This is a genomic window from Bilophila wadsworthia ATCC 49260, assembly GCF_000701705.1.
In the GTDB taxonomy this organism is placed as follows: Bacteria; Desulfobacterota; Desulfovibrionia; order Desulfovibrionales; family Desulfovibrionaceae; genus Bilophila; species Bilophila wadsworthia.
The window spans coordinates 88,560-112,528 of the sequence record NZ_JNJP01000002.1 but is presented as its reverse complement, the minus strand read 5'-3'; the positions used below and the strand labels follow the sequence as shown (position 1 = coordinate 112,528).

The 23,969-nt window shown below is 59.6% G+C and carries 19 protein-coding genes and 1 pseudogene; 12 read left to right on the top strand and 8 right to left on the bottom strand.

All coding sequences use genetic code 11. The features are described 5' to 3' along the window. Window positions 1-60: 60 nt before the first annotated feature. The 6 genes from T370_RS0101700 to T370_RS0101675 all read right to left on the bottom strand — a co-directional run bounded on the left by T370_RS0101700 (window position 61) and on the right by T370_RS0101675 (window position 6,893). Complete coding sequence (locus tag T370_RS0101700) at window positions 61-2,013, bottom strand: sigma-54-dependent Fis family transcriptional regulator (RefSeq protein ID WP_029434524.1); 1,953 nt, start codon at window positions 2,011-2,013, stop codon at window positions 61-63. A gap of 148 nt (window positions 2,014-2,161) precedes the next feature. Then, window positions 2,162-3,172, bottom strand: coding sequence for a TRAP transporter substrate-binding protein (locus T370_RS0101695; protein WP_029434523.1), 1,011 nt, complete (start codon window positions 3,170-3,172; stop codon window positions 2,162-2,164). A gap of 48 nt (window positions 3,173-3,220) precedes the next feature. Beyond that, entirely contained in the window at window positions 3,221-4,492 is a 1,272-nt protein-coding gene (locus tag T370_RS0101690; RefSeq protein ID WP_029434522.1) for a TRAP transporter large permease, read from the bottom strand. Between the two features lie 24 nt (window positions 4,493-4,516). Continuing rightward, window positions 4,517-4,999, bottom strand: coding sequence for a TRAP transporter small permease (locus T370_RS0101685; RefSeq protein WP_005024015.1), 483 nt, complete (start codon window positions 4,997-4,999; stop codon window positions 4,517-4,519). 90 nt (window positions 5,000-5,089) lie between these two features. Then, window positions 5,090-5,758, bottom strand: a complete 669-nt coding sequence (locus T370_RS0101680) for a cyclase family protein (RefSeq protein ID WP_029434521.1) — start codon at window positions 5,756-5,758, stop codon at window positions 5,090-5,092. Between the two features lie 94 nt (window positions 5,759-5,852). Then, window positions 5,853-6,893, bottom strand: coding sequence for an aldose epimerase family protein (locus tag T370_RS0101675; protein ID WP_029434520.1), 1,041 nt, complete (start codon window positions 6,891-6,893; stop codon window positions 5,853-5,855). 974 nt (window positions 6,894-7,867) lie between these two features. Here T370_RS0101675 and T370_RS0101665 point away from each other — a divergent pair. The 12 genes from T370_RS0101665 (at window position 7,868) to T370_RS24755 (ending at window position 18,352) form a co-directional block, all read left to right on the top strand. Beyond that, window positions 7,868-8,143 carry a UxaA family hydrolase gene (locus tag T370_RS0101665; protein ID WP_029434519.1) on the top strand — a complete coding sequence of 92 codons (276 nt, stop codon included), beginning with the start codon at window positions 7,868-7,870 and terminating at the stop codon, window positions 8,141-8,143. An 11-nt stretch (window positions 8,144-8,154) separates the two neighbouring features. Next, window positions 8,155-9,312: a UxaA family hydrolase gene (locus T370_RS0101660; RefSeq protein WP_005024024.1), complete on the top strand. Its 1,158-nt coding sequence runs from the start codon at window positions 8,155-8,157 to the stop codon at window positions 9,310-9,312. A 13-nt stretch (window positions 9,313-9,325) separates the two neighbouring features. Continuing rightward, the gene (locus tag T370_RS0101655; RefSeq protein ID WP_029434518.1) at window positions 9,326-10,225 is read left to right on the top strand and encodes an NAD(P)-dependent oxidoreductase; all 900 of its coding nucleotides are present in this window, start codon (window positions 9,326-9,328) and stop codon (window positions 10,223-10,225) included. Window positions 10,226-10,238: 13 nt separating this feature from the next. After that, complete coding sequence (locus T370_RS0101650; RefSeq protein WP_005024027.1) at window positions 10,239-11,093, top strand: NAD(P)-dependent oxidoreductase; 855 nt, start codon at window positions 10,239-10,241, stop codon at window positions 11,091-11,093. Between the two features lie 105 nt (window positions 11,094-11,198). Then, window positions 11,199-11,954: an SDR family NAD(P)-dependent oxidoreductase gene (locus tag T370_RS0101645; protein ID WP_005024029.1), complete on the top strand. Its 756-nt coding sequence runs from the start codon at window positions 11,199-11,201 to the stop codon at window positions 11,952-11,954. 95 nt (window positions 11,955-12,049) lie between these two features. Further along, window positions 12,050-13,510 carry a 4-hydroxyphenylacetate 3-hydroxylase family protein gene (locus tag T370_RS0101640; protein ID WP_029434517.1) on the top strand — a complete coding sequence of 487 codons (1,461 nt, stop codon included), beginning with the start codon at window positions 12,050-12,052 and terminating at the stop codon, window positions 13,508-13,510. A 67-nt stretch (window positions 13,511-13,577) separates the two neighbouring features. Next, complete coding sequence (locus tag T370_RS0101635) at window positions 13,578-14,339, top strand: enoyl-CoA hydratase-related protein (protein WP_029434516.1); 762 nt, start codon at window positions 13,578-13,580, stop codon at window positions 14,337-14,339. Window positions 14,340-14,376: 37 nt separating this feature from the next. Then, window positions 14,377-15,492 carry an acyl-CoA dehydrogenase family protein gene (locus T370_RS0101630; protein ID WP_029434515.1) on the top strand — a complete coding sequence of 372 codons (1,116 nt, stop codon included), beginning with the start codon at window positions 14,377-14,379 and terminating at the stop codon, window positions 15,490-15,492. Window positions 15,493-15,542: 50 nt separating this feature from the next. Then, a complete protein-coding gene (locus tag T370_RS0101625) occupies window positions 15,543-16,385 on the top strand; it encodes a 3-hydroxybutyryl-CoA dehydrogenase (protein WP_029434514.1) in 843 nt (280 codons plus the stop codon). A gap of 85 nt (window positions 16,386-16,470) precedes the next feature. After that, window positions 16,471-17,649 (top strand): acetyl-CoA C-acetyltransferase, encoded by a 1,179-nt coding sequence (locus T370_RS0101620; protein ID WP_029434513.1) that lies wholly within the window; start codon window positions 16,471-16,473, stop codon window positions 17,647-17,649. A gap of 6 nt (window positions 17,650-17,655) precedes the next feature. Further along, a complete protein-coding gene (locus tag T370_RS0101615) occupies window positions 17,656-17,955 on the top strand; it encodes a hypothetical protein (protein ID WP_029434512.1) in 300 nt (99 codons plus the stop codon). 259 nt (window positions 17,956-18,214) lie between these two features. Then, complete coding sequence (locus T370_RS24755) at window positions 18,215-18,352, top strand: hypothetical protein (protein WP_156034313.1); 138 nt, start codon at window positions 18,215-18,217, stop codon at window positions 18,350-18,352. A 128-nt stretch (window positions 18,353-18,480) separates the two neighbouring features. On the opposite strand, the gene T370_RS0101605 is transcribed toward T370_RS24755, so the two are convergent. Beyond that, window positions 18,481-19,884, bottom strand: coding sequence for a sensor domain-containing diguanylate cyclase (locus tag T370_RS0101605; RefSeq protein ID WP_029434511.1), 1,404 nt, complete (start codon window positions 19,882-19,884; stop codon window positions 18,481-18,483). A gap of 201 nt (window positions 19,885-20,085) precedes the next feature. Next, window positions 20,086-21,783, bottom strand: a pseudogene (locus T370_RS26225) (putative bifunctional diguanylate cyclase/phosphodiesterase); the annotation flags it as partial. Window positions 21,784-23,969 lie beyond the last annotated feature (2,186 nt).

Below are 23,969 nucleotides of genomic sequence, written 5' to 3'. Positions count from 1 at the left end.
ATAATACAGACTGGATGCGAATAACATGCCAAAACCGCAATTTTGAGGACGTGCCCCGTCTTATTTCTTCTCTTGTGCGGCGATCTCCTTCAGCTTCCTCCATAACGTGGCGGGGGAGATGCCCAGACGCCGGGCTGTTTCCGCCTTGTTGCCCTGTGTTTCCTCCAGTACCTGAAGGATGGTGCTGTTTATCTGGGCACGAAGCATACTCTGCTTGGTTTGTCTGTTCGCATCGGCAGGTGCGGAAGGCGACGGGGGCACGGTCACGGCCTTCTTGTGGCTGTTCCCGCACGGGGCCTCGTTCATCAGGAGCACGCGCGAGATGTCGCTTTCCTGTATTTCCCTGCCCTTTGCGATCACCACCAGCCTTTCTATGACGTTGCGCAATTCCCTGATATTGCCCGGGAAATGATAGAGCTTCAGCACGGCCAGAGCCTCGGGGCTGATCTGGGGCCGGGGGAGGGAGAGCGACTGGGGCAGCCAGCTGAGGAAGCTGTCGGCGAGTTCCTCGATATCCTCCGGGTGTTTCCGCAAGGGAGGGAGGTTGAGCCGGAGCACGTTCAGGCGGTAGAAAAGGTCTTCCCTGAACTTGCCGCACCGCACCAATTCCGCCAGATCCTTGTTCGTAGCGCACACGATGCGCACGTTGATGGGGATATAGCGTTCCTGACCGATGCGCATGACGATTTTTTCCTCGAGCACGCGCAGAAGCTTGGCCTGCACCGAGGTGGGGATCTCGCCGATTTCGTCGAGGAAGAGGGTGCCGTTGTGCGCCATTTCGAAAAGGCCCACTTTGCCGCCTTTTTTCGCGCCGGTGAAGGCGCCTTCGGCATAGCCGAAAAGCTCGCTTTCCAGAAGGGATTCGGGCAGGGCCGTACAGTTGATCCCCACAAAGGGGCCGTTCCTGAACGGGCTTGCCATATGTATGCCCTGCGCGAAGATCTCCTTGCCGGTTCCGGATTCCCCGTAGATGAAGATGGAAGAAGGGCTGTTGGCGTAAAGCTCCGCGTGTTCCACAAGGCTGCGCATCTCCGCGGAATGCCCTACCACGTCCTTGAGGGTATAGCGCGCCACATGCCCCTTGGCGTGCAGTTCCCGGCGCATCTTGTGTTCGAGGCTCTGGATATGGCTGGCATCCTGGATGATCACGCTGGCTCCGCAGTAGATATCGTTGCTGTAGGCGGGGATGATATTGCAGAGATACTGCTTTTTTTCGTACTTCTTGCTTTCTCCCGACCACGTGAGCTGCTGCTGTACCGCCTCGATGATGCCCGTATCCTGCAAAAAGGTGCGGATGCTTTTCATGGTGGATTCGCCGTTGGCGAACATCTTTTGGGCAGGCAGATTGTATTCCAGTATCTTGCCCTGTTCGTTCAGCGAGATGGCGCCGTCTTTCAATGCGTTGAGCATGGTGCGCACGCGGGCGTCCTTGGAACGTTCGCTGATGATGGCGTTGAGTATGCGGTCGGCTTCGTTCAGCACCTGTATCACGCCGTCCGCGGAAACCGTATGCAGTACGCCATGCAGTCCCAGTTTCTGTGCCCACTGCACGGCGTGACCGCCGCCAACGAGCACCTTCATCCCCTTGTCCCTCATCTCGTAACAGCCTTTTTCGATATCGTCGGGGTTGTTGACCTGATGGACGGTGAGGCTCACCCCGAGGTGTGGGGCCACCGTGACCATCTTGGCGATATGGGAAGGAAAGGAAACCACGCCGATGTTCGTGTCGTACTGCTTTGCCTTGGTAAGGAATTCAATGGCATCACAGCATGTTATGGGTGTCTGTAGCGTGGGTATGAGGGGAAAAGCCTTTTTTATCGTGCTCCACACGCTGCCGCGGCTGACGATGACGGCGGCACCTTCCTCAATGACCCGCCTCGTGGCTACTATGCATTTGCTGGATTCCGTAGTGATGATTCGGACAGGCGAGGATATGGAGTGCTGGCAGAGCTCTATCTGCTCTGCCGCACTGTTGTCGGAAACGATGGCACAGATGAAGGGATGCTTAGGCATAGGGGGTACTCGGCAGGGATGAGGGAGCAGTTGGTGAATGGATGCAGGATACCTGAACACGCTAACTTTTCAACTGCCTAAGCAGAAACGACAAAGGAGGAGAAGCTCCCTAACGGAGCTTCTCCTCGCCGGATAGCTTTTATATGGTTTAGTAGTTCTTACCAGCGGCCTTGTAGCCGTCGAGGACCTGCTGGATGAGGGACGGGGGGACCTGCTTATCGAAGTCCTTCCAGATGGCCTTGCCGGCGTTCATGAATTCAGCGCGGGCTTCGGGGGAGAGCTCGATCACGTCCACGCCCTGAGCGCGCAGCTTTTCGATGAGCTTCTGTTCTCCGGTGTGGATGGCACTACGCTGGATCTTCTGGACTTCAGCGAATGTTTCTTCAAAAATCTTACGGTCTTCAGGAGACAGGGAGTCCATGAACTTGGCGGAAGCCATGAACAGATGGGGGGTATAGAAGTGGCCGGAGAGCACGAGATGGGGGGCGACTTCGTGCAGGTTGGCGGAAACGGCGGAGTGGATGTCAACGTCCACGCCGGCCACGGTGCCCTGCTGAAGAGCGGTGAAGGTTTCACTCCAGGCCATGGGGGTGGGGTTCATGCCGAAGGCCTTGGTCATACTGATATGAACCTTGGAAGCGGTGGCGCGGATCTTCATGGACTTGGCTTCGGCCATGGTGTGGAATGGCTTGTTCATCCAGTAGAAACGGGTGCCGAGGGCGATCCAGCCCATGCCCTTGATGCCGATCTTTTCAAGGGAGCGGCTCAGTTCCTTCCCAACTTTGCCGTCGAGCAGAATATTGACGGCGTCGTAGTCGGGCATGAGGTAGGGAAGGTCGAAGATCATCAGTTTGGGATCGTAGATGGACAGGTTGGAAGGGGATTCCTGAGCGAACTGCAACATGCCGAACTGCAGGCCCTGTACCACGGCTTCAAAGTTGCCGAAGGAGTAGTTGTCGAACACGTCGATACGGAAGCGGCCATTGGTCTTTTCTTCAATGGTCTTTTTGAACTGGCCGCGGATGAGGTCGGTGGTGGGGTGGCCCGTGGGCTGGGTGAGGGCGATCTTCACCACGGTGGGAGCAGCCTGTGCGTGGGCGGCGGGGAGCAGAAGGCTCAGAGCGGCTACGGAGCAGAGCATGGCCTTGAACAGTTTCATAGAGATCCTCCAGACAGTTTGTGAGAATGGTTTCCCAACGTTAAGGACTTAGATGAGACAGAGCGAGAGCTGCGGGACAAAAGCGATGATGACCAGCATGACCACGAGTGTGAGAATGTAGGGGATGCTCGCAATGCTGAGGCGTTCGATGCTGATCTTGGCGATGGAAGCACCCACGAAGAGCGTCATGCCCACGGGAGGAGTCTGTCCCCCTACGGCGAAGCTGGTGAGCATGATGATGCCGAAGTGTACGGGATCCACGCCAATGGCATTGATAACGGGCAGCAGAAGCGGAGTGACGATCATGATGATGGCGGCAGCTTCGAGGAAGGTGCCCAGAATGAGCAGCACGACGAGGATGAGCGCCATGATGACGACCTTGCTCGTGGAGATGCCCATGATGGTATCGAGCACGGCGGCGGAAAGGTTGTAGTACATCATGATCTGGCCGAGTGCCGTGGCGGAGGCCACCACGAGGAAGATGGCGGCGTTGATGCGTACGGAGCTCTTGATGATCTCGAAGAACAGCTTCCTCGTCATGGAACGGGTGATGAACACTTCCACGAACAGGGCGTAGACCACGGCGATGGCGCCGGCTTCGGTGGGGGTGGTGATGCCGCCGTAGATGCCGCCAAGAACGATGACGGGCACCATGATGGCCCACTTGGCTTCGTACAGGGCCTTCAGCATTTCCGCGAATTTGGCACGGGCCACGGTTTTGCCGTACTTCCTGCGCACGCAGATGACGTAGCTCACCAGCATGAGGGCGCAGCCCATGAGGATGCCGGGAACGATGGTGGCCACGAAGAGGTCGCTGATGGAAACGCCGGCGGTGGAGCCGAAAAGGATGAGCGGGATGCTCGGCGGGATCATGATGCCGAGACAGCCGGAGGTGGAGTTCACGGCGGTGGCGAACTCCTTGGGGTAGCCTTCCTTCTCCATGGCGGGGATCATGATGCCGCCCACGGCGGCCACGGTGGCGGCGGCGGAGCCGCTCAGCGCGCCGTAGAAGAGGCTGGTGAGGATGGAAATGTGGGCCATGCCCCCCTTGATGTGGCCGACCAGACAGCGGGAAACGGCCAGCAGGGAGTTGGCGATGGTGCCTTTCTGCATGATGTCGCCAGCCACGATGAAGAAGGGGACGGCCAGCAGGGGGAAGGAGTCCAGCGCACTGTACATTTTCTGTGCGAGGAACACGGGGGGAAGGCCGCCCACCATCATGCCCATGAAGACGGCGGTGCCGATGGAAACGCCGATGGGTACGGTGAAGATAAGCAGGACGATGAGGGTGCCGAATGTGGTAAGAAGAACAGGATCCATATTATTTCCTTTTATTATACTATGTTAAACGTTCTTCGCTATCTCATCGACACAGCGCAGAATGGCTTGGATACCCATGAGGCCGAAGCCTGCGGGCATGGCCATCCAGATGATCCAGGCAGGCAGCTGCATGGCGGGGGTGAGCTGTTCGCTCCAGTGGATGTTGATGACGGACTCCATGCCGGCATAGACCATGATGATGCTGAACGCGAGGCACACGATGCAGGAGAAGCACTTGACGTACTTCTTCATGCGGGGGCCGGAAAAGTTGGAAAGGATGGAAAGCTCGAGGTGGGAGTCGGTGCGCATGGCGAAACTGCATCCGAAAAGCACGCTCCAGATGACGAGGTAACGGGCCAGCTCTTCCGTCCAGGCGAGGGAGTCCTGGAGCACGTAGCGGCAGAACACCTGAATGGAGACGACGAGGATCAGGAGCAGCATGGCGAAGACGCTGACCCAGACTTCGATGGCGTTGATTGCTTTGCGGAAAGGGGAATCCGGCTTCATGGAACCTCCTGTTGGTATGCCCTCTGTCATGAGGGCTTTTTTATTCAGTATTCCGTGTATGGGCATCCGCAGGGGCGGCAAGGTGCCAGATCAGGCGGGCTCTTCCAGAACCGCCACAAAGCGTATCGGGGAACCCGTGAAGCCGGCGAGCTTCAAGGGCAGGGCCGTACAGTGGAATCGTTTTCCTGCCAGAAGTTCGGAACGCACGATGCCTTCGATGATATGCACGCCATGGGAAAGGAAGGCGCGGTGGATGGGGCGCCCTTCCCCCCTGCGGTCGTCCACGGTGGGGCCGTTGACGCCCACAGCCACCGGACGGAGCCGGATGATGCGTTCCGCAGCGGCAGGGGTGATGAACGGGGAATTGAAATATTCCTGCGTATTGGAATACCAACCCGTTCCGGTGTGGAGCATGATGAAGGCGTCTTCCGGGATGGAGCCGTATTGCTTCAGCTCGCGTTCCACGTCGCCCGCATCGATCTTGTGGAAGGGGGATGCGGTGGTGAAGTCGAGGAAGACGCCGGGCATGGAATACAGGGCAGAGAGATCTGCTTCATCGATGGGCTTCCCGCCGGGGACGAAATGCAGAGGCGCATCGATGTGCGTGCCCGTGTGATCGGTCATGCCGAACCACATCATCTGGTAGGGGGAATCGGGACTGTGGCGGGCCACCGTGCGGAATTCCACAGGCGGATCGCAAGGGGCAGGCGATGCCGGGGTGATGGGCTGGCTGAGATCGATGATGTTCCGGGTGGCCATGGGAGCCTCCTAGCAGGATGGCGCTGCGTTGATGTCGGCAAAAGCATGAAAGGATGGAAGCTCTTCAAAGCTTCCATCCTTTCATGCTAACTGCTTACCATTTGAAGGCAAAGAACTGCCGCTCGCTGTACGTTTCGCCGGGGCGGAGAATGGGCGACGGCATGGAGGGGATGTTGATGGCGTTGGGGTAGTTCTGCGGTTCGATGGCAAGGCCGGGGGCCGGGGCGAAGGGGGATTCCAGCCCGCGGGAAGTATAGAACGAGGCCATGTTATAGGCGTTGTACACCTGCAGGGCGCGGGCCGTGGTGTGCAGGGTGTAGGAGCGGCCCTGTTCCGGGATGCTCACTTCGGCCACTTCGCGCAGGGTGCCGCCTTCGCCGTCCAGAGCCATGATGGGATTGTACACCGCGCCCTGAGAGAGTTCCTCCAACAGCTTTGGGGTGCGCAGGTCGAACACGGAGCCTTCCACGGGGATGAAGTTGCCGGTGGGGGTGCCGGTGGCATCTTTTTCCAGATAATACGAAGCGTTGACCTTCAGGTATTCGTTCATGACGTCACGGTTCTTGAAGCCGTTGAGGTTCAGGTACACGTGAGAGGACATGTCGATGATGGTAGGGGCGTCGGTGACGGCTTCCCAGTTCATGTGGAAGCGGTTGTCGTCGTCGAGGCGGTAGGTGACGGTCACGGAGGCGTTGCCGGGATAGCCTTCTTCGCCATCGGGAGAGAGATACGTGAGCTTCAGCGTGGCGCCGGTGGCGTCGCTGTCGGCTTCGCCGGTCCATACGCGGCTGTCGAAGCCCACGAAGCCGCCGTGCATGTTGCTGCCGGCGGGGCCGCTGGCGGACAGATTATAGGTCTTGCCGTCGATCTGGAACCGCGCGCCGGTGACGCGGCTGGCGGTGCGGCCGAGGAGGGCGCCGAGCCAGGGATTGAAGCGGGTATGGTAGGGCTCGAAGGTGTCGTACCCTACGCTCATGTTGTCCAGGCCGCCCTGGCCGTCGGGGATGCACAGGGCCTTGATGCGGCCGCCGAATTCGAGGAGCTCGGCCACCATGCCGTTGGCGTTGGACAGACGGAACAGGTGGATCGGTTTACCGTTGAGTTCACCAAAAACGCTTCTTTCAACTCGCTGCATGACAACCTCCAGAGTTCGTATGTTCGGGACGAGGAAAGGTCTGGTTCGACAGCCGGAACGCCGCTTGTGTTTTTCTTCTTGCAAATTCTGTGTCAACGGGCGCAGGCCCGGAGTATGGCCGCAGAGGAAGGGCCTTGCGCGCGGTATCGCGAGAAGGCAGGGCTTTTGGAGTGGTTCGGATATGCGCTCGGGAAGGATTTCAGGCGGAGGAATGGTTTGTGATTTTAAAATGAAATATTCAAAATTGAAACTATCAAAAATGATAGGGGCGAAAAGCGGTTTGCCTGCTACACGCTTCAAGGTTACACGATGTGGTTTTTTTGCATATAAAAGGAATTTTTTTATCAAGAAGCAATATGATTTTAGAACACGATAATAAATAAGGTGTTCATATCCATATTGAATCATCGATTCATCGTGCCAAAGGATGCAACGGAACATAAAGAATAAAGGCTCTGCCATAAATAGGGCTGATACGGTTTTACAGGATGGCAAATATACAATGTTTTTTAATTCTTTTTGTTGGTCGACCCCCCTCAGCAAAGGGATGGACTTTGTAGTATACATATGAAATTTCATGAAATGAAATTTCAATCGCTTACTGTGACAGATCCTGAATAAAAAAACAATGGAACTATCTGGTGTTATATATAGAAAACTTTTTTTAGAAAAGGAAAGATATGGATAGCGTTTTTTGGGGTGCCGGGAGAAGCCTTTTGGAAGGCTGGTTCTTTCATTATATCAAAATGAAATGGTTCAAAATGAAACGCATCGAACTGAAATGAAAGATGCCGCACGCAGGGCTTTCGGCGGGGCGATCAGTGATACTTGCGACTTTTCCAGAGGATTGGCGAGGCCTGGCTGAAGGTTTTTCGGCAGAAAGGGGATGTTGGCAAACCTTTTGCACAAAGTGCTGGAAAAGAGAAATCGAAAAACCGATCCGCTCTCTATACACTCAACGAAAAGGTTGCCTAATGGAACACGTTATTATGATGCACGCCAAAGATAACATTGCCATTGTCATGGTCCCTTCCTTGGCTGTGGGAAGCGAATTTACGGTGGGAGGCAAGATGGTTTGTGCCAAAGACGAGCTTCCCTTTGCCCATAAGGTCGCCATCAAGGCTATCCCCAAGGGTGGCCAGATCGTTAAATATGGAGAGCCCGTGGGGATAGCGACCGCCGATATCGCCCCCGGCGAGCACGTTCACGTGCATAACGTCGTCAGCGGTCGCCACACCGTAAAAGAATAAGGAACGCTGTCATGCTGCCAGAAATCATGGGTTACAGGCGTCCCGATGGCCGTTTCGGCATCCGCAACCATATCGCCGTCATCGCTACGATGGACAACGCCAATCCTACGGTGCGGCGCATATGCTCTCTGGTGAAGGGTTGCGTGCCTTTTTGCCCCGGGTTCGGCCGCGGCGAAATGAACGAAGACCTTGCCCTGCACAACCTCCTCTCCATCAATACCGCCCTGCATCCCAACGTGTACGGCGTCATCGTCGTGGCTTTGGAAGATCAGACCGCCGAATACATTTCCGGCGAGATCGCGAAGGGCGGCAAGCCCGTGGTGGGCTTCTCCATCGAAGATCAGGGCGGCACCGTGGAAGTGGCGTATCGCGCCGCTCAGGCCGCCATCCAGATGCTTCACGATGCGGGCCGCCTGCGCCCCGAACCCATGCCTTGGAGCGAATTCGTCCTCGGCGTGGAATGCGGCGGCTCCGACGGTTCTTCCGGCATCGTCTCCAATCCGGTGACCGGACGTTTGGCCGACCGCGTCATCGACGCCGGCGGCACCGTCATCATGTCGGAAACGCTGGAACTGCTGGGCGGCGAGGAGATGCTCGGCCGCCGCGCCGTCACCCCCGAAGTGGCCGCCAAGGTGAAGGGCATCATCCAGCGCACCCTCGACTATGCCGCCGAGCACAATCTCGACATCATGGGCGCCAACCCCGCTCCCGATAACATCGCCGGCGGCCTGACCACCATTGAGGAAAAGGCCCTCGGCGCCATCAAGAAGGGTGGCACCAGGCCTCTGGTCGAAGTCCTCGAAGAGGGCGAACGTCCCACGAAGAAGGGCTTCGTCATCATGGACGCTCCCGCCCCCGGCGTGGAGAACCTCACCGCCATCGTGTCGGGCGGCTGCCACGCCGTCATCTTCTCCACCGGCAAGGGCAACTGCATCGGCCATCCCGTGGCCCCCGTCATCAAGATTTCGGGCAATCCCATGACCGTGAAGGCCATGCGCGACAATATCGACGTCGACGTGTCCGGCGTCATCAATCAGGGGCTCACCCTCGATCAGGCCACCGATATCGTGCAGGACAAGCTGGTGGACGTGTGCTGGGGTGCCATGACCAGCTCCGACATGCTGGGCGAGATCGAAACGGCCGCCAGCCGTCTTTTGAGAACCCTGTAAGCCAGAGGATGCCATGAAGGTCTGTTTTCTGGGGCTTGGGAGCATGGGGAGCGGCGTGTGCCGCAACCTGTTGAACAAGGGATACGCCCTGCAGGTATGGAACCGCAGCCCTGAAAAGGCGGCCAAGGTCGCCGGATGGGGCGCGGAAGCCTTTGCCACGCCTCAGGAGGCTACCCGCGGCGCTGGCGTGGTGATGAGCTGCCTGTCTTCCGTGGCTGCGCTCAAGGCCGTGGCGGGCGGCGCAAACGGCGTGTTCTCCTGCATGGGGGAGGGTATGGCCTTCTACGACATGGGCACGTGGGACATCGAGTCCGTCCTCGCTCTGGACGCGGAAGCCGAGAGGCACGGCGTCCGCTACGTGCACATGCCCATGGGCAAGGGGCCCGAAGCGGCCGAGGCCGGGGAGTCCCCCTTGTTCTTCGGTGGCTCAAAGGATGTGTATGAGCGGGATAAGGCGTTCCTCTCCGATATAGGGGAAGTGTTTTATCTAGGCGACGTGAAGGCGGCCTGCGCCTTCAAGCTCATCACCAACCTCATCGGGCTTTCTAACAACGTCATCCTTACCGAAGGCGTGTTCTTCGCGAAGAGGATGGGCCTCTCCGAAGAGGCCTTCCTCAATGGGGCGAAGTCCACCGGCGCCTGGTCCTACCAGATGCGGAACTCGGGGCACAAGGTGTTCGCCGAAGCCTTCCTGCCCATGCGCGGTACGCTCGACAACGCCTGGAAAGATATGAAGTTCGGCGTGGAGATGGCGGAAGAGGCGGGAGTTTCCTGCCCCGCCTTCGCCATGCTCAGGGATCGCTACAAGGCCGCATCGGAAGCCGGCTACGGAGAGGAAGACTACATCTCCGTGTACCGCCTTCTCATGGATGCGGAAAATGACGGCGCAACTGCTGCGGAACCATGTAATTGACTAGGAGTTTGCCATGAAAGTTGGTTTTATCGGCCTCGGCAAGATGGGTGCCGGCATCTGTTCCAACATCGTCAAGAACGGCATCGACGTGGTGGTGTACGACATCAACCCCGCCAACATGCAGAAGTTCGTGGACATGGGTGCCTCTTCCGCCGCCACCGTGAAGGAACTGGCCGCCCAGGTTGACGTGTGCATCACCTGTGTGCCCATGCCCAAAGACGCCAAGGGCGTTCTGCTCGGGCCCGACGGCGTGTTTGAAAACCTCCCCGAAGGCGGCGTGCATTTCGACCTGTCCACCTTGGACATTGAAACGGTGGTGATGCTCGAAGCCGAGGCCGCCAAGCTGGGCAAGAAGTACCTCGTCATCCCCATGGGCAAGGGCCCCGCCTTTGCCGCGGACGGCACCTGCCCCCTGTTCGGCGGCGGCGACAAGGCCACCTACGACAAGTATGAGGAATGCCTGCTCAAGAAGATGGGCAAGCCCGCCTACATCGGCGACGTGAAGGCCGGCTGCGCGCTGAAGCTCATCCAGAACCTCATGGGCATGAGCATCAACGCCGTCTGCTCCGAAAGCATCAAGCTCGCCAAGCTCGCCAACATCCCCAAGGAACAGTTCATCGAACAGATCTCCAATTCCGGGGCCTTCTCCTTCCAGTTCAAGAACACCGCTTCCGGCACCTTCGACGAAGACTTCGAGCATCCGGTGTTCACCGTGAATCTGGCCTTCAAGGACGTGCGCCTCGGCATCGAGATGTGCGAATCCTTCGGCCAGCGCGTGCCCATGATGTCCCGCGCCCGTGAGGTGTTCGCGGCCACCGCTGAAAAGTACGGCGAAGAAAACTTCACCGCGACCTTCAAGATGCTGTAGCCCCCCTTCCTCCATCCCCGGAAGCCGCAGCCGTCCGGGGCGGCTTCCGGGGCCCCTCCCCAATGTCGCAGCATACCCACTTCTAACCTTTCCGAGGAGTCAGACATGTCCAAGAAAATCATCTTCATCACCGGCGTCACCTCCGGTGTCGGCCGCGAAACCGCCCGCCGCTTCATCAAGGAAGGCTGGAAGGTCATCGGCACCGGCCGCCGCCAGTCCCGCCTCGACGAACTCGCCGCCGAACTGGGCGGAGATTTCCTCCCCCTCTGTTTCGACGTCGCCAAGCGTGACGTCGTGGTGGAAATGTTCGCCAACCTTCCCGAAGGGTTCAAGGACATCGACGTGCTGCTGAACAACGCGGGCAGCTCCATCGGCCAGAACCCCGCTCAGGCGGGCAACATGGACGACTGGGACGAAATGATCGCCACCAACATCAACGGCCTGCTGTACTGCACCCGCTGCGTCCTGCCCGGCATGATAGAACGCGGCTCCGGCCACATCGTCAACATCGGCTCCGTCGCCGGCAACCGCGCCTTCAAGTGCGGCAACGTGTACGGTGCCACCAAGGCTTTCGTGAACCACTTCAGCCGGATGCTCCGCTGCGACCTTCTGGGCACTCCCGTCCGCGTGACCAACATCAAGCCAGGCCATCTGCACACCGAATTTCTGGCCGTGCGTTTCAAGGGTGACCTGAAGACTTCGGAAGCCGCTTACGAAAACTTGGATCCCCTGACCCCTGAAAATATCGCCGAATCCGTGTGGTGGTCTGTGAACCTGCCCGCCCATATGGACGTGTGCGACATGGAACTCATGCCCATGTGCCAGTCCGACGGCGGCTGGAGCTTCTGCCATAAGAGCTGACCGAGCGTGTGCGGGCTCCTGTCGCGGGGGCCCGTTTTCATAGACCTGCCGCCGCTGTTCCGAAAGCGGTCGCGAAGACCATCAGGATATGCGTTATGATGACCGCCGAGGAGTACATCCAGTCCCTCCGTGATCTGCGCCCCCGCAGAGTTTATGCCTTTGGCGAGAAGATCGAGGATTGCGTCGACCACCCCTTGATCCGCCCTTCCATCAACTGCTGCGCCATGACCTACAAGCTGGCCGAGATGCCCGAATACCGCGAGCTGATGGTGACGTCCTCCAGCTTTACCGGCAAGCCCGTGAACCGCTTCTGCCATCTGCACCAGTCCACGGCCGATCTGGTGAACAAGGTGAAGATGCAGCGGCTTTGCGGGAGCATGACCGGCGCCTGCTTCCAGCGCTGCGTGGGCATGGACGCCCTCAACGCCGTGTTCAGCACTACCTACGAGATCGATGCCCGCCACGGCACCGAATACCACCGGCGTTTCGTGGAATTCGTCAAAGAATGGCAGGAAAAGGACTGGACTGTGGACGGCGCCATGACCGACCCCAAGGGCAACCGGGGCCTCGCCCCCTACGCCCAGAAGGATCCCGACATGTTCCTGCGCGTGGTGGAACGCCGCGAGGACGGCATCGTGGTGCGCGGCGCCAAGATGCACCAGACCGGCGCCCTCAACTCCCATCAGATCCTCGTCATGCCCACGCAGACCATGCGCGAGGAAGACCGGGACTATGCCGTGGCCTTCTCCGTCCCCGCCGATGACCCCAGCATCCTTTACATCTATGGCCGTCAGGCCAGCGACACCCGCAAGCTGGAAGCCAGCAAGGTGGACGTGGGCAACGCGAATTACGGCGGCCAGGAAGTCATCATCATTTTTGAAGATACCTTCGTTCCTTATAAGAACGTGTACATGTTGGGCGAGATCGATTTCACCGGCATGTTGGTGGAACGTTTCGCCGGCTATCACCGCCAGTCCTACGGCGGCTGCAAGGTCGGAAACGGCGACGTGCTCATCGGCGCGTCCCAGACGGCCGCCGAATGCAACGGCTGCGCCAAGGCGTCCCACATCAAGGACAAGATCATCGAGATGATCCATCTGAACGAGACGCTGTTCTCCTGCGGCATCGCCTGTTCCTGCGAAGGCTCCCCCACGCGGGCCGGCAACTACCAGATCGACATGCTCCTCGCCAACGTGTGCAAGCAGAACGTCACCCGCCTGCCTTACGAGATCGCCCGCCTCGCGCAGGACATCGCCGGGGGGCTCATGGTGACCATGCCTTCCGATGCCGATTTCACGTCCGACGAAGTGGGCGAATGGTGCCGCAAGCTCATGGTGGGCGATGCCCGGTATTCCGTGGAAGAACGCCAGCGCATCCTCCGCCTCATCGAGGCCATGACCATCGGTTCCGTGGCGGTGGGCTACCTCACCGAATCCATGCACGGCGCAGGTTCGCCGCAGGCCCAGCGCATCATGATCGGCCGTCAGGCCAACATGGAAGCGAAGAAGGCCCTTGCACGCCGCCTGTGCGGCATCGATCCCGACGGCCTGTTCTGATTTGAAAACGCCTGCCGCGGCTTTTCGGGCCTTGGCAGGCCACTGCTTGAAGAGAGGGAAGGGGGTTATGTACGAGAACATCCTTTTTGAGAAAAAGGACGGCGTGGCTTACCTCACGCTGAACCGTCCCGATCGGCTGAACGCGCTGAACAGCGCCGTACTGAAGGAACTTGACGACGCCCTTGCCGCGATCGACGGCGATGCCGAGATCCGCGTCCTCGTCGTCAGGGGGGCCGGAGAGAAGGCCCTTGCCGCCGGAGCGGACATCACGGAGATGCAGTCCATGGAAGCGGAAGCCGGTATGTCCTTCGGTGCCTTTGGGCAAAAGGTATTCGCCAAGATAGAGGCCCTGCGCCAGCCCTCCATCGCCATGATCCCGGGCTTTGCCCTTGGCGGCGGCTGTGAACTGGCCCTTGCCTGCGATATCCGCATCGCATCCGAAAAGGCCCGCTTCGGCCAGCCCGAAGTCGGCCTCGGCATCACGGCCGGATTCGGCGGCACCCAGCGCCTGCCCCGTCTGGTGGGCAGGGGCGCGGCCTCCCTGCTGCTCTTCTCGGGCAACATGATCGATGCCGCAGAGGCCCTGCGCATCGGCCTCGTCGACAAGATCGTCCCCCACGATGCCCTTGCCGCTGAAGTTTCCGCGCTGGCGGAAGGCATCGCCCGTCAGGCTTGCTGTGCCGTCCAGCAGACCAAACGCTGCATACGTCATGGCCTCGAATCCGGCCTCGAATCCGGCCTCTCGTACGAAGCGCAGGCGTTCGGCCTCTGTTTCTCCACGAAGGAGCAGAAGGACAGGATGCGCGCCTTCGTCAATCGCCGCCGCTGATCGGGTTCCGCTGTGCAACCCTCGGAGGATGGACTGAATGGAAGCAACGCTCTGGCAACGCCTTGATGAGATCATTACGAGGACCGTGAGGCCTATGGCCGAGCGCTGTGATGAGGAAAGCCTTTTCTGCGGGGAGTCTGTCCGAGCCTTGGCCGACGCCGGATTCATGGGGCTTCCTTATCCTCCCGAGCAGGGCGGGCGCGGTTCCAGCTATGAATCGTATGTCCGTTGTGTGGAACGCCTGTCCAAGGTCTGCCCTTCCGTGGGCGTCACCTATGCGACGCACGTGGGCCTTGCCTGCCATCCGCTCCATGCCTTCGGCTCGCCCATGCAGAAGGAAAGCTTCCTTCGTCCCATGCTCCGCGGCGACAAGCTGGGGGCCTTCGCGCTCACGGAGCCCGAGGCCGGGTCGGACGTGGGGGCCATCGCCACCACGGCGGAGCTGGACGGCGGCTTCTACGTCATCAACGGACACAAGATATTCATCACCAATGCCGGCAGGGCCGATATCTATATCCTCTTTGCCCGTACCGGCGGGCAGGGCACGGAAGGCCTGAGCGCCTTCGTGGTGTGCAGTGACGACGCCGGCCTGCTCATCTCCGCCCCTCAGCGCAAGATGGGCATCCGCGGCGCCCAGACCTGCGAACTCTTTTTGCGCAACCTCTGCATCCCCGCCGACCGTCTCATCGGCAGGCCCGGCGACGGGTTCCGCATCGCCATGGAAACGCTGGACGGCGGGCGGCTGGGCATCGCCGCGCAGGCGGTGGGCATAGCGGATGCCGCGTTCGACGAGGCGTGCGTGCGGCTCAAGGAACGCCGCCAGTTCGGCCGCACTTTGGAGCATTTCCAAGGGCTGCGCTGGAAGGCCGCGGACATGTGGGCGAAGGTGGAAGCCGCCCGCCAGCTCACCCTGTATGCGGCCCGCCTGCGCGACGGGGGGAAAAGGTTCCGCGCGGAAGCTTCGGCGGCCAAGCTCGTGGCATCGGAAGCGGCCGTGTGGTGCGCTTCGGAAGCCGTGCAGATATGCGGCGGCAGCGGCTATTTACAAGGATCTGTTGCGGAACGCTTGTACCGCGATGCCAAGATCACCCAGATCTATGAGGGAACGAGCGAAGTCCAGCGCATGGTCATCGCGTCCGGCGTCCTCGGGTGATGGAAACGGGACAGGTCAACGAACGGTTTCATGCCGAAAAGGAGATGGTTATGGAGACCCTTTTTGTGATAGGTGCAGGGACCATGGGCGGCGGCATCGCTCAGGTGGCCGCGCTGAACGGTTTCACCGTGTATCTCTACGATATAAAGCAGGAATTCGTCGACAGGGGGCTGAAGGGCATCGCTGGCGCCTGGGACAAGCTCGTGGCCCGGGGCAAGATGGCCGCCGAAGACCGCGATGCGGCCCTCCCCCGCATCATCGGCACGTTGGACATGCAGGATGCCGCCAAGGCCGACGTGGTCATCGAGGCCGCCGTGGAGGATCTGGACGTCAAGCGTTCCATTTTCTCGAAGCTGGACGGCATCGTTTCCCCCGGCTGCATCCTCGCCACCAATACGTCCAGCCTGAGCGTCACCGCCGTGGCCTCCGCCGTGGGCAGCCCCGACAAGGTGGTGGGCTTGCATTTCTTCAATCCTGTGCCCCGCATGGCCCTCATCGAGATCATCCGTGGCGCCGCCACTTCCGACGAGACCTACGAAGCCGCCAAGGCGCTTTCCGAACGGCTGGGCAAAACGGCGGTCACCGTGAATGAATACCCCGGCTTCGTGGTCAACCGCATCCTCATCCCCATGATCAACGAAGCGGTCTTCATGCTGCAGGAAGGCGTGGCCTCCGCTGAGGATATCGATACCGCCATGAAGCTCGGAGCCAATCACCCCATGGGCCCACTGGCTCTGGCCGACCTCATCGGCCTCGACGTGTGCCTCGCCATCATGGAGCTGCTCCGCGACGAGATGGGCGAGGGCAAGTACCGCCCCGCGCCCCTGCTCCGCAAGATGGTCCGGGCGGGCAAGCTGGGCCGCAAAAGCGGTGAAGGGTTCTTCCGCTACTAAGCCGTCGGGAACATATCGCTCGCAAAGAGCGCATCATCGGGCGAAAGCCCTTGGAGAGCCGGTACTGTGCCGGACAGGAGTCATTATGCGTGAAGTGGTCATCGTAAGCGCGGCCCGTACCGCGTTGGGCAGTTTCGGCGGTTCTCTCGCCTCCGTCCCTGCCGTCGAGCTGGGGGCCGTGGCCATCCGCGCGGCCCTTTCCCGGGGTGGCGTGGATGCCGGCATGGTGGAAGAAGTCGTCATGGGCAACGTCCTTCAAGCGGGGCTGGGCCAGAACCCCGCGCGTCAGGCCGCCGTCAAGGCCGGTATCCCCGTGGAGATCCCGGCGTGGACGGTGAACAAGGTCTGCGGTTCCGGCCTCAAGGCCGTGGCGGAAGCCGCGCTGGCCATCCGCGCCGGAGAGGCCCGCTGTGTGGTGGCAGGCGGCATGGAGAACATGTCTCAGGCTTCCTATGTCCTGCCCTCCGCACGCTGGGGGGGCCGCATGGGCGATGTCAAGCTTGTGGACGAGATGATCAGGGACGGCCTCTGGGACGCTTTCAACGACTATCACATGGGCATCACCGCCGAGAACGTGGCGGCCCGCTACCATCTTTCCCGTGAAGGACTGGACGCCCATGCCGTGCTTTCCCAGCAGAGGGCCGCAGCCGCGCTGGAATCGGGCGTGTTCGATGAAGAAATCGTGCCCGTACACGTGGAGCAGAAGAAAAAATCCTTCGACTTCGCTCGTGATGAGTTCCCCCGTCCCGGCACCACCATGGACGTGCTCGGCAAGTTGCGCCCCGCCTTCAAGAAGGACGGCGTGGTGACGGCGGGCAACGCTTCCGGCGTGAACGACGGCGCGGCGGCTCTGGTGCTCATGGATGCCGGACTGGCCGCTGAACGGGGCCTTTCGCCTCTCGCCCGCATTGTGGGCTGGGCCAGTGCCGGTGTGGAGCCCGATGTGATGGGCCTTGGCCCCATCCCCGCCACCCGCAAGGCTTTGGAAAAGGCTGGTTGGACAGTGGCCGATCTCGATCAGATCGAAGCCAACGAAGCCTTTGCCGCCCAGTTCCTCGCCGTGGGCCGCGAACTGGGGTTCAGCCTTGATAACGTGAATATCAACGGTGGTGCCATTGCCCTTGGGCATCCTATCGGTGCCTCCGGTGCGCGTATCCTCGTTACGCTTTTGCATACGCTGAAGCGGAAGGGGCAGAGCAGGGGATTGGCAACGCTGTGCATCGGCGGCGGGCAGGGGATCGCCATGTTGGTGGAAAGGGGCTGACGGGCCATGCCTTCCCTCCATGTGAAGTATTGCGGGGGATGCCGCTCCGGATACGATCGCGCGGCATGGTTCAGGGGGGTGCTGTCCGCCATGCGCGCTCTCGATGGGAGCATTGTGCTCACGGACAACGAGGCCGGAGCCGATATCCGGGTGGCTGTGTGCGGCTGCCCCGCACAGTGCGTTTCCGTTCTGCCGGGGACGCACATGCTCCATGCCCCGTACATGGATGGGGAGCGTATGGAACCCTGCGATATGGCCGCATATTTGCTGGACATGGCTTCCCTGCGGAACGGGAGGGACGAATAGCATTGCTTATCAACTTGTTACAAAGGAGATGAGCGTTAAGGAGCGCAGAGGTGCTATGGCGTCAGCGATATCCCCCAGCCTCAGCGCTGTCATCTTATGCTAGCACGGTTTCCGATGTGCCTGCGGTGATTCGCCGGGATCTTGTCCTGCCTGCGCGGCATGGTGTACCTTACACACGCAAACGTAACTTCCTCATCAGCCACGCCGAGAACATAACCTTATGTGGAAGAATAGGATGTGGAAGAATGGGGCCGGCGTTATGATGGAAAGCGCCACTGTTTCCGCCGTGGTGTTCCCCTCCATCGGTGCTTCCATGATCCTGCGGCGCGTCATCGGTAAGGAACATCCGGCTTCCGCATCTGCCGTGTTGAATAAGCATTTCCGCCATCCTGCGTGAAGGAACCGTACATCATGACGGCGTCCGCCTCGGCTTTTCCCTGGCGGTGCGGATCTGCTTTTCCTGCTCCAGCATAGGGCTTCCTTCCGTGAAGCCTATGGGATCGAGGTTCCCAATCGGCTTGGGCTTCAAACGTAGGTGATGCGGTCGCGGCCTTCGGCTTTGGAGCGGTACATGCCGTCGTCCACGCGCATGAGTATGGCGTCCATGTCGTCTTCGGGGTTGATGCGGGTCGCGCCGATGCTGATGGTGACGTGGTTATCGAGATCGCGCACGCTTTCCAGAAGGCATCTCAAGGTTTCCTCGGCGTCGCCCGGCGCATCGATGAAGCCGATGAATTCGTCCCCGCCCCAGCGGGCCACGCAACCGGCCTTACCGACGATTTCCTCAGCCTTATGCCCCACACGGGCAAGGACTTCATTGCCCCAAAGGTGGCCGCGGGTATCGTTGATGTGTTTGAAGTGGTCCACGTCGAACATGAATACAAGAGGCCGTTCCCAGAGTTTCCGGCTCAGGATGGCATTGAAGCGTTCCCGGTTCATGAGCCCGGTGAGTTTGTCCGTGGTGGCAAACAGGGTCATGAATTTGTCGTAGCGCGATACGGTCCCCGAAACCAGCAGCAGGATCAGGATGATGATGCACGCCACGACGAGGATGTCCTTCCAAAGCTGCGAGAGAAGCGATTCCTTAATGATGGCGGTATCTTTTTCCACAATGAGATACCAGTCGAGATCGTCGATGTAACGGGTGACGAGGCAGGTTTCCTGCCCGTTGTACTTGTACCACGAGCTTTCCACACGGCTCTTGGTGAAGATCTTTTTGCGGTATTCGGATACGGGCAACAGATCGTCGATGGTGGCGTTGGCAATCATGGCGTCGGACGTGTGGACCTGTACCACACCCTCGCGGTTGACGAGGAACGCCGTCAGATCGAAATCGAGCTCGAACGAGGCGAGGATCTGCTGCAATTCACGCATTTTGACCCCGACGCCCACCACGCCCATGAGTTCGCCGTGATCGTCTTCGATACGGCAATCCACGAACACGGTCAGCTCATTGCGGGCCATTTCGTCGGTGTCGACCTCAAGCCGGTGGGGGATCCCGGAAGCGACGAAGTTGTAGTACCAGACGTCGTGGGAGTCATCCCTGCTGACAACCTTATTTATCCCATTATAATGATAATAAATATTCGTCTTTGCCGAAACAAGGAACACCGAACTGTAGTCGTATTTCCTCTTCAGGCCGTTGAGGTAGTCTTGCAGTTCCGCAATTTGTTCCGGTGAATCATTCTCTCCCCGGAGCCAGCTCTTGAGGAAGCTGTCGTTGGCCATTGTCAGGGAGACGAAAATCGGCTTGGTCAGTTCGTTACTGATGGAAGAAAAGATGTTCAGGGAGGTAAGGCGGGAGATATTCCTGATGTCATCCCTGATGACGACGCTGTATGTGCAGTAGTTAATGATTGTTATACAAATGAACCCAATAAGCACGATACCCGTGATGAAGGCGTGGGTCCTGAAGAGTTTCTTTTTCATAGGAGGCCTGATTACGGGGAGCCGGCGCGGAATGGCGGAAACCGACGTTCTGTCGGTGGGATATTATGACACTGTTCGTCCAACCGATAGATTCTAATGGGATCCTATGGCTCTGGCAATAGAAAAATGGCGGCATTCTGATAGGGTTGCGCTATGGGCTTAGGCCTCCTCCGGAGGTATGTTTCCGCAGGAGGCATTCCATCATGTGCTGCCTTTTTCCAGTTTTTCGGCAAGGGCTTTGATGCTCGGGGCGACGGGGAAAGGATGTTCTGTCCCAAAGGCCAACGCCTCAAACTGCGGGATGGGCAGGGGGCGCGAATAGAAATAGCCCTGCGCATAGGCGCATCCGGCCTGAAGCAGGAAAGCGGCCTGTTCCTCGGTTTCCACGCCTTCGGCAATGACCTTGATGCTCATTTCTCGGGCGAGGGAAATGCTGAACCGGATGACCGTCTTGCCGCGTTCGGTCGTGACGACCTCGTTGAGGAATCCCCGGTCGATCTTGATGAAGTCCACGGGCATACTCTTGAGCATGTTCAGGGACGAGTAGCCTGATCCGAAATCGTCCATGGAGAACTGGAACCCGAAGGCCTGCAAGGCCTTCATGGATTCGAAGAGCCCGCTTTCGTTCTCGAGGAAGGCGCTTTCGGTGAGTTCCAGTTCGAGGAGGTGCGGCGGCAGCTCGTAGCGGCGCATCAGGTCGAGCAGCTTTTCACGCAGGCGCGGATCGTGGATATGCATACGCGACATGTTCACGGAGATGGGCGTGGGCGTGAGGCCGTGGTCAATCCAGCGGCGCAAGGTGATGCAGGCCTGCTCCCAGATGTATTCATCCAGCCGGATGATGAAGCCGTTCTTCTCGAACAAGGGGATGAAACGGTCCGGCGGCATCAGCCCCTCGGTGGGGTGTATCCAGCGCACCAGCCCTTCCGAGCCGATGATGCGCGATGTCGGGATGTGCACCTTGGGCTGAAGGTACAGAACGAATTGCCCCTGCAGAAGGGCGTCGTGCATCTGGTTTTCGATCTTCTTTTCCTCAAGGATCCTCTCGCGCAGCTTGCCGTCGTAGAAGGCGTAGCTGTTCAGGTAATTCCCCTTGATCGTCTTGAGGGCGAGGTTGGCCCAGTCGCAGAGCACGTTGATGGGCGTGTCTATGTTGTCGACCTCGCAGATGCCGAACGAAGGCACGACCTTGTACGGCAAGGGGTAGTCGGCGAGCCTGTCCGTCAACTCCTTGATGAGGGCGAGGATACGCTCACGGGAGTAGTCCACGCACAGGCAGAACACATCCCCGCCGAGGCGCCCGTAGACGCTGTGGGTCCCGGCCATCTTTTCCCGCAGCAGATCCGCGATGGCGATGAGGAGCTTGTCGCCTTCCTTAAGGCCGTACAGGTCGTTGATGACCTTGAAGCGGTCTATGTCCATGCGGACGATGCTGTAGCGGCGCTCGGGGTAGGCGTGCACGGCCTGTGCCGCCTGCGAGTAGAAGGTGTGCATGTTGTACAGATCGGTCAGGAGATCGAACTCGGCCCGGTACTTGAGCGCGAGCACGGAACGGGTCGCGCTGTCGACGTCGTTGAGCGTGCCGATATAGCGCTTGGGATTGCCCTTGTCGTCGTGCAGGCAGGTGAGGGCCGCCTTGCACCAGATGTACATGCCGTCGCGCTTGCGGAAGCGGGCGGTCATCTCGGTATAGCGCTGGATGCGCGAATCTTTGAGGAAGGCGGTGAGCAGGGGCAGATCGTCAGGATGGATCACGAGGTCTTCCCGCCAGACGTGCATCAGATCACGGTGGTCGTAGTTCCCGGCGAAACGGGCGACGATCTCCGGCGAGATGTAACGGGTATCGGTTTCGAGGTTCCACTCGAAGACGAGGGTGTCCGTCTGCTCCACGATGGTCCGGTAGCGTTCGTCGTCGAGGCGCTGGCGCTCAAGGAGGATGTTCTGCTGAGCGACTTCCTCCGCCTGCTTCTTGTCCCCGATATCCATGATGAAGGCGAGATAGATCTCGTCGCCGCCGTCGGGCTGGGCCACGGGGAACATGGTGATCGACGCCCAGTGGTACTTCTGGTCGTGCCAGAGCTTGCGGAATTCGCCGATAAGGTATTCCCGGCCCGCCGCGAAGTTCTGCCGCAGCGCATCGAGATTAAAGAATTCGAGGAAGCGGGTGCGGTCTTCAGGAAAGAGCATGTTGCGCGATACGAGATCGATGCACTCGCTGAGGCGGCCCTGCTCGGGCGGGGTCACATACTTGCCCTTCACGTGGTACACGATACGGTAGCTGTCCTGCGTGATGTTCAGTTCGTACAGCTCGTCGTAGATGTTGCGCAAGGCGTGATCGTACTGCTCGCTGATGCGGCGGCGCTGTTCCTCTTCACGCTGTTCGGAGATGTCGCGGACGAGGAGTATCCCCTTGTCGGTGCGGCAGGAGTCGTGCCCGCACAGAGGAACGATGAAGGCGGAAACCCAGTACCATTTGCCGTCGCTGCCAAGGCGGCGGTATTCGGCGGGGACTTCCATGCGGCCTTCGCTGAACTCCTTGCGGATGTTGCTCCCGATGAAAGCGGTGAGGAAGCGTTCCCGGTCCTCAGGGTGGATGAGGGTTGCGGCTATGGTGTGGATATTGCCGTTCTTGTCGTGATCCACGGGGATCATGGGCGTGTCGGCGGCGTAGACAAGGTGGGGCGTATCGGCGCTGAGGTCGATTTCGTAGATTTCGGTATACGTGTTGCGCAGGGCGATGTTGTAGCGCTCTTCCTCAAGGGCGCGTTCCTCTTCGACGCGCTTCTGCTCCGTGATGTCCCGGATGATGAAAAAGGCGGTCATATCGTCGCCTTCTTCAAGGAAAAACACGCGGTTTTCGAGCCACAACTGTTCGTTTTCGCCAAAGAGCACCCGATACTGATCGACGAGGGTGCGGGAATGCGCGCGGCAGGCCTCGAGCAGGGCTTTGGGCGTGGTGGTGCGGTTGATGCGTTCGCGGTCGGCGGGATGGACCATCGCTATTGTTTCGGCGTGGAATGTGCGGTAGTCGCCGGAACGGGGTTCGCTGGGCAGGCTCGGCGCGGAGGCGTTGCGGTGGAACTGCCACGTGCGCAGGTTGATTTCGATGATGCAGTCCCCGGACTGGCGGAACACGGTGCTTTGACGGCGTTCGAGCCGGGCGGCGGTTTCTTCCATCCTTTTGCGTTCGTTGATGTCCTGCCAGAGGAGGAGCAGGCGCCCCGACGATCCGGGCATGGGCAGCACCAGTATCGAGATCCAGTGATAGGTCCCGTCGACGGCAAGGACGCGGTATTCTGTGGACAGCCGGGGATCGTCGGCCACTTTCCTGCTGACGTTTTCCGGGGAGAAAAGATCAAGGAAGGACTCCCGGTCATCGGGGTGGATGTACCGGTTGGCGATGGTACGGGTGTCCCGCGAATACGAATGGGTCAGCTCGGGTTTCGCCAACGTGGAATCTTCGTCCCGGTGCACGATGCGCATGGAATCCGTATCGAGCATGACCTCGTAGATTTCGGAATAGCTGTGCTGGAGGGCCTTGTAGAAATCGGCTTCCTCGTTGAGCCGTTCGGTGATGTCGCTCAGCAGGAGCAGGGCATGGTGGTACGCTCCGGGGATGGCCCGGATGGTGGCGTTGACCCACCGGTAGGGTTTTCCGGCGTCCTGCCGTTTGCGGTATTCGAGCTGTGGGGCCTCGCCCAGGTCGAGCCGGGCCATGATGTTCGGCACGTCGTAAAAGGTGCGGACGCTTTTGAGGTTTTCTGGGTGCACGCGGTTTTTGCCACGATCGAGGACGAATTCCTCGATGGGCATCAGGGTCGGCGAAATGGTGACTTGTTCGCTGTTGTAATAGAGGGGAGCGATAAGCCCGGCTTCAAGATCGAGGCGGAAAATTTCCGTATAGTTGCTTTGCAGGGCGAGGAGGTAGTTGTTTTCCTCTTCTTTCTTCTTGGTGACGTCGCGCAGCAGGATAAGGGCGTGCCCCTCGTTGCCGGGGACAGGCTGCGCCGAGGCCGCGATCCAGCGGTAAGGGCCGTTTTCCGACGAACGCTTGCGGTATTCACATTCCGGGCGGCCGCCGCGTT

Excerpts from the sequence above, each read along its gene's own strand:
- T370_RS0101700 (WP_029434524.1), bottom strand. The coding sequence starts at position 2,013 with ATGCCTAAGCATCCCTTCATCTGTGCCATCGTTTCCGACAACAGTGCG.
- T370_RS0101695 (WP_029434523.1), bottom strand. The coding sequence starts at position 3,172 with ATGAAACTGTTCAAGGCCATGCTCTGCTCCGTAGCCGCTCTGAGCCTT.
- T370_RS0101690 (WP_029434522.1), bottom strand. The coding sequence starts at position 4,492 with ATGGATCCTGTTCTTCTTACCACATTCGGCACCCTCATCGTCCTGCTT.
- T370_RS0101685 (WP_005024015.1), bottom strand. The coding sequence starts at position 4,999 with ATGAAGCCGGATTCCCCTTTCCGCAAAGCAATCAACGCCATCGAAGTC.
- T370_RS0101680 (WP_029434521.1), bottom strand. The coding sequence starts at position 5,758 with ATGGCCACCCGGAACATCATCGATCTCAGCCAGCCCATCACCCCGGCA.
- T370_RS0101675 (WP_029434520.1), bottom strand. The coding sequence starts at position 6,893 with ATGCAGCGAGTTGAAAGAAGCGTTTTTGGTGAACTCAACGGTAAACCG.
- T370_RS0101665 (WP_029434519.1), top strand. The coding sequence starts at position 7,868 with ATGGAACACGTTATTATGATGCACGCCAAAGATAACATTGCCATTGTC.
- T370_RS0101660 (WP_005024024.1), top strand. The coding sequence starts at position 8,155 with ATGCTGCCAGAAATCATGGGTTACAGGCGTCCCGATGGCCGTTTCGGC.
- T370_RS0101655 (WP_029434518.1), top strand. The coding sequence starts at position 9,326 with ATGAAGGTCTGTTTTCTGGGGCTTGGGAGCATGGGGAGCGGCGTGTGC.
- T370_RS0101650 (WP_005024027.1), top strand. The coding sequence starts at position 10,239 with ATGAAAGTTGGTTTTATCGGCCTCGGCAAGATGGGTGCCGGCATCTGT.
- T370_RS0101645 (WP_005024029.1), top strand. The coding sequence starts at position 11,199 with ATGTCCAAGAAAATCATCTTCATCACCGGCGTCACCTCCGGTGTCGGC.
- T370_RS0101640 (WP_029434517.1), top strand. The coding sequence starts at position 12,050 with ATGATGACCGCCGAGGAGTACATCCAGTCCCTCCGTGATCTGCGCCCC.
- T370_RS0101635 (WP_029434516.1), top strand. The coding sequence starts at position 13,578 with ATGTACGAGAACATCCTTTTTGAGAAAAAGGACGGCGTGGCTTACCTC.
- T370_RS0101630 (WP_029434515.1), top strand. The coding sequence starts at position 14,377 with ATGGAAGCAACGCTCTGGCAACGCCTTGATGAGATCATTACGAGGACC.
- T370_RS0101625 (WP_029434514.1), top strand. The coding sequence starts at position 15,543 with ATGGAGACCCTTTTTGTGATAGGTGCAGGGACCATGGGCGGCGGCATC.
- T370_RS0101620 (WP_029434513.1), top strand. The coding sequence starts at position 16,471 with ATGCGTGAAGTGGTCATCGTAAGCGCGGCCCGTACCGCGTTGGGCAGT.
- T370_RS0101615 (WP_029434512.1), top strand. The coding sequence starts at position 17,656 with ATGCCTTCCCTCCATGTGAAGTATTGCGGGGGATGCCGCTCCGGATAC.
- T370_RS24755 (WP_156034313.1), top strand. The coding sequence starts at position 18,215 with ATGATGGAAAGCGCCACTGTTTCCGCCGTGGTGTTCCCCTCCATCGGT.
- T370_RS0101605 (WP_029434511.1), bottom strand. The coding sequence starts at position 19,884 with ATGAAAAAGAAACTCTTCAGGACCCACGCCTTCATCACGGGTATCGTG.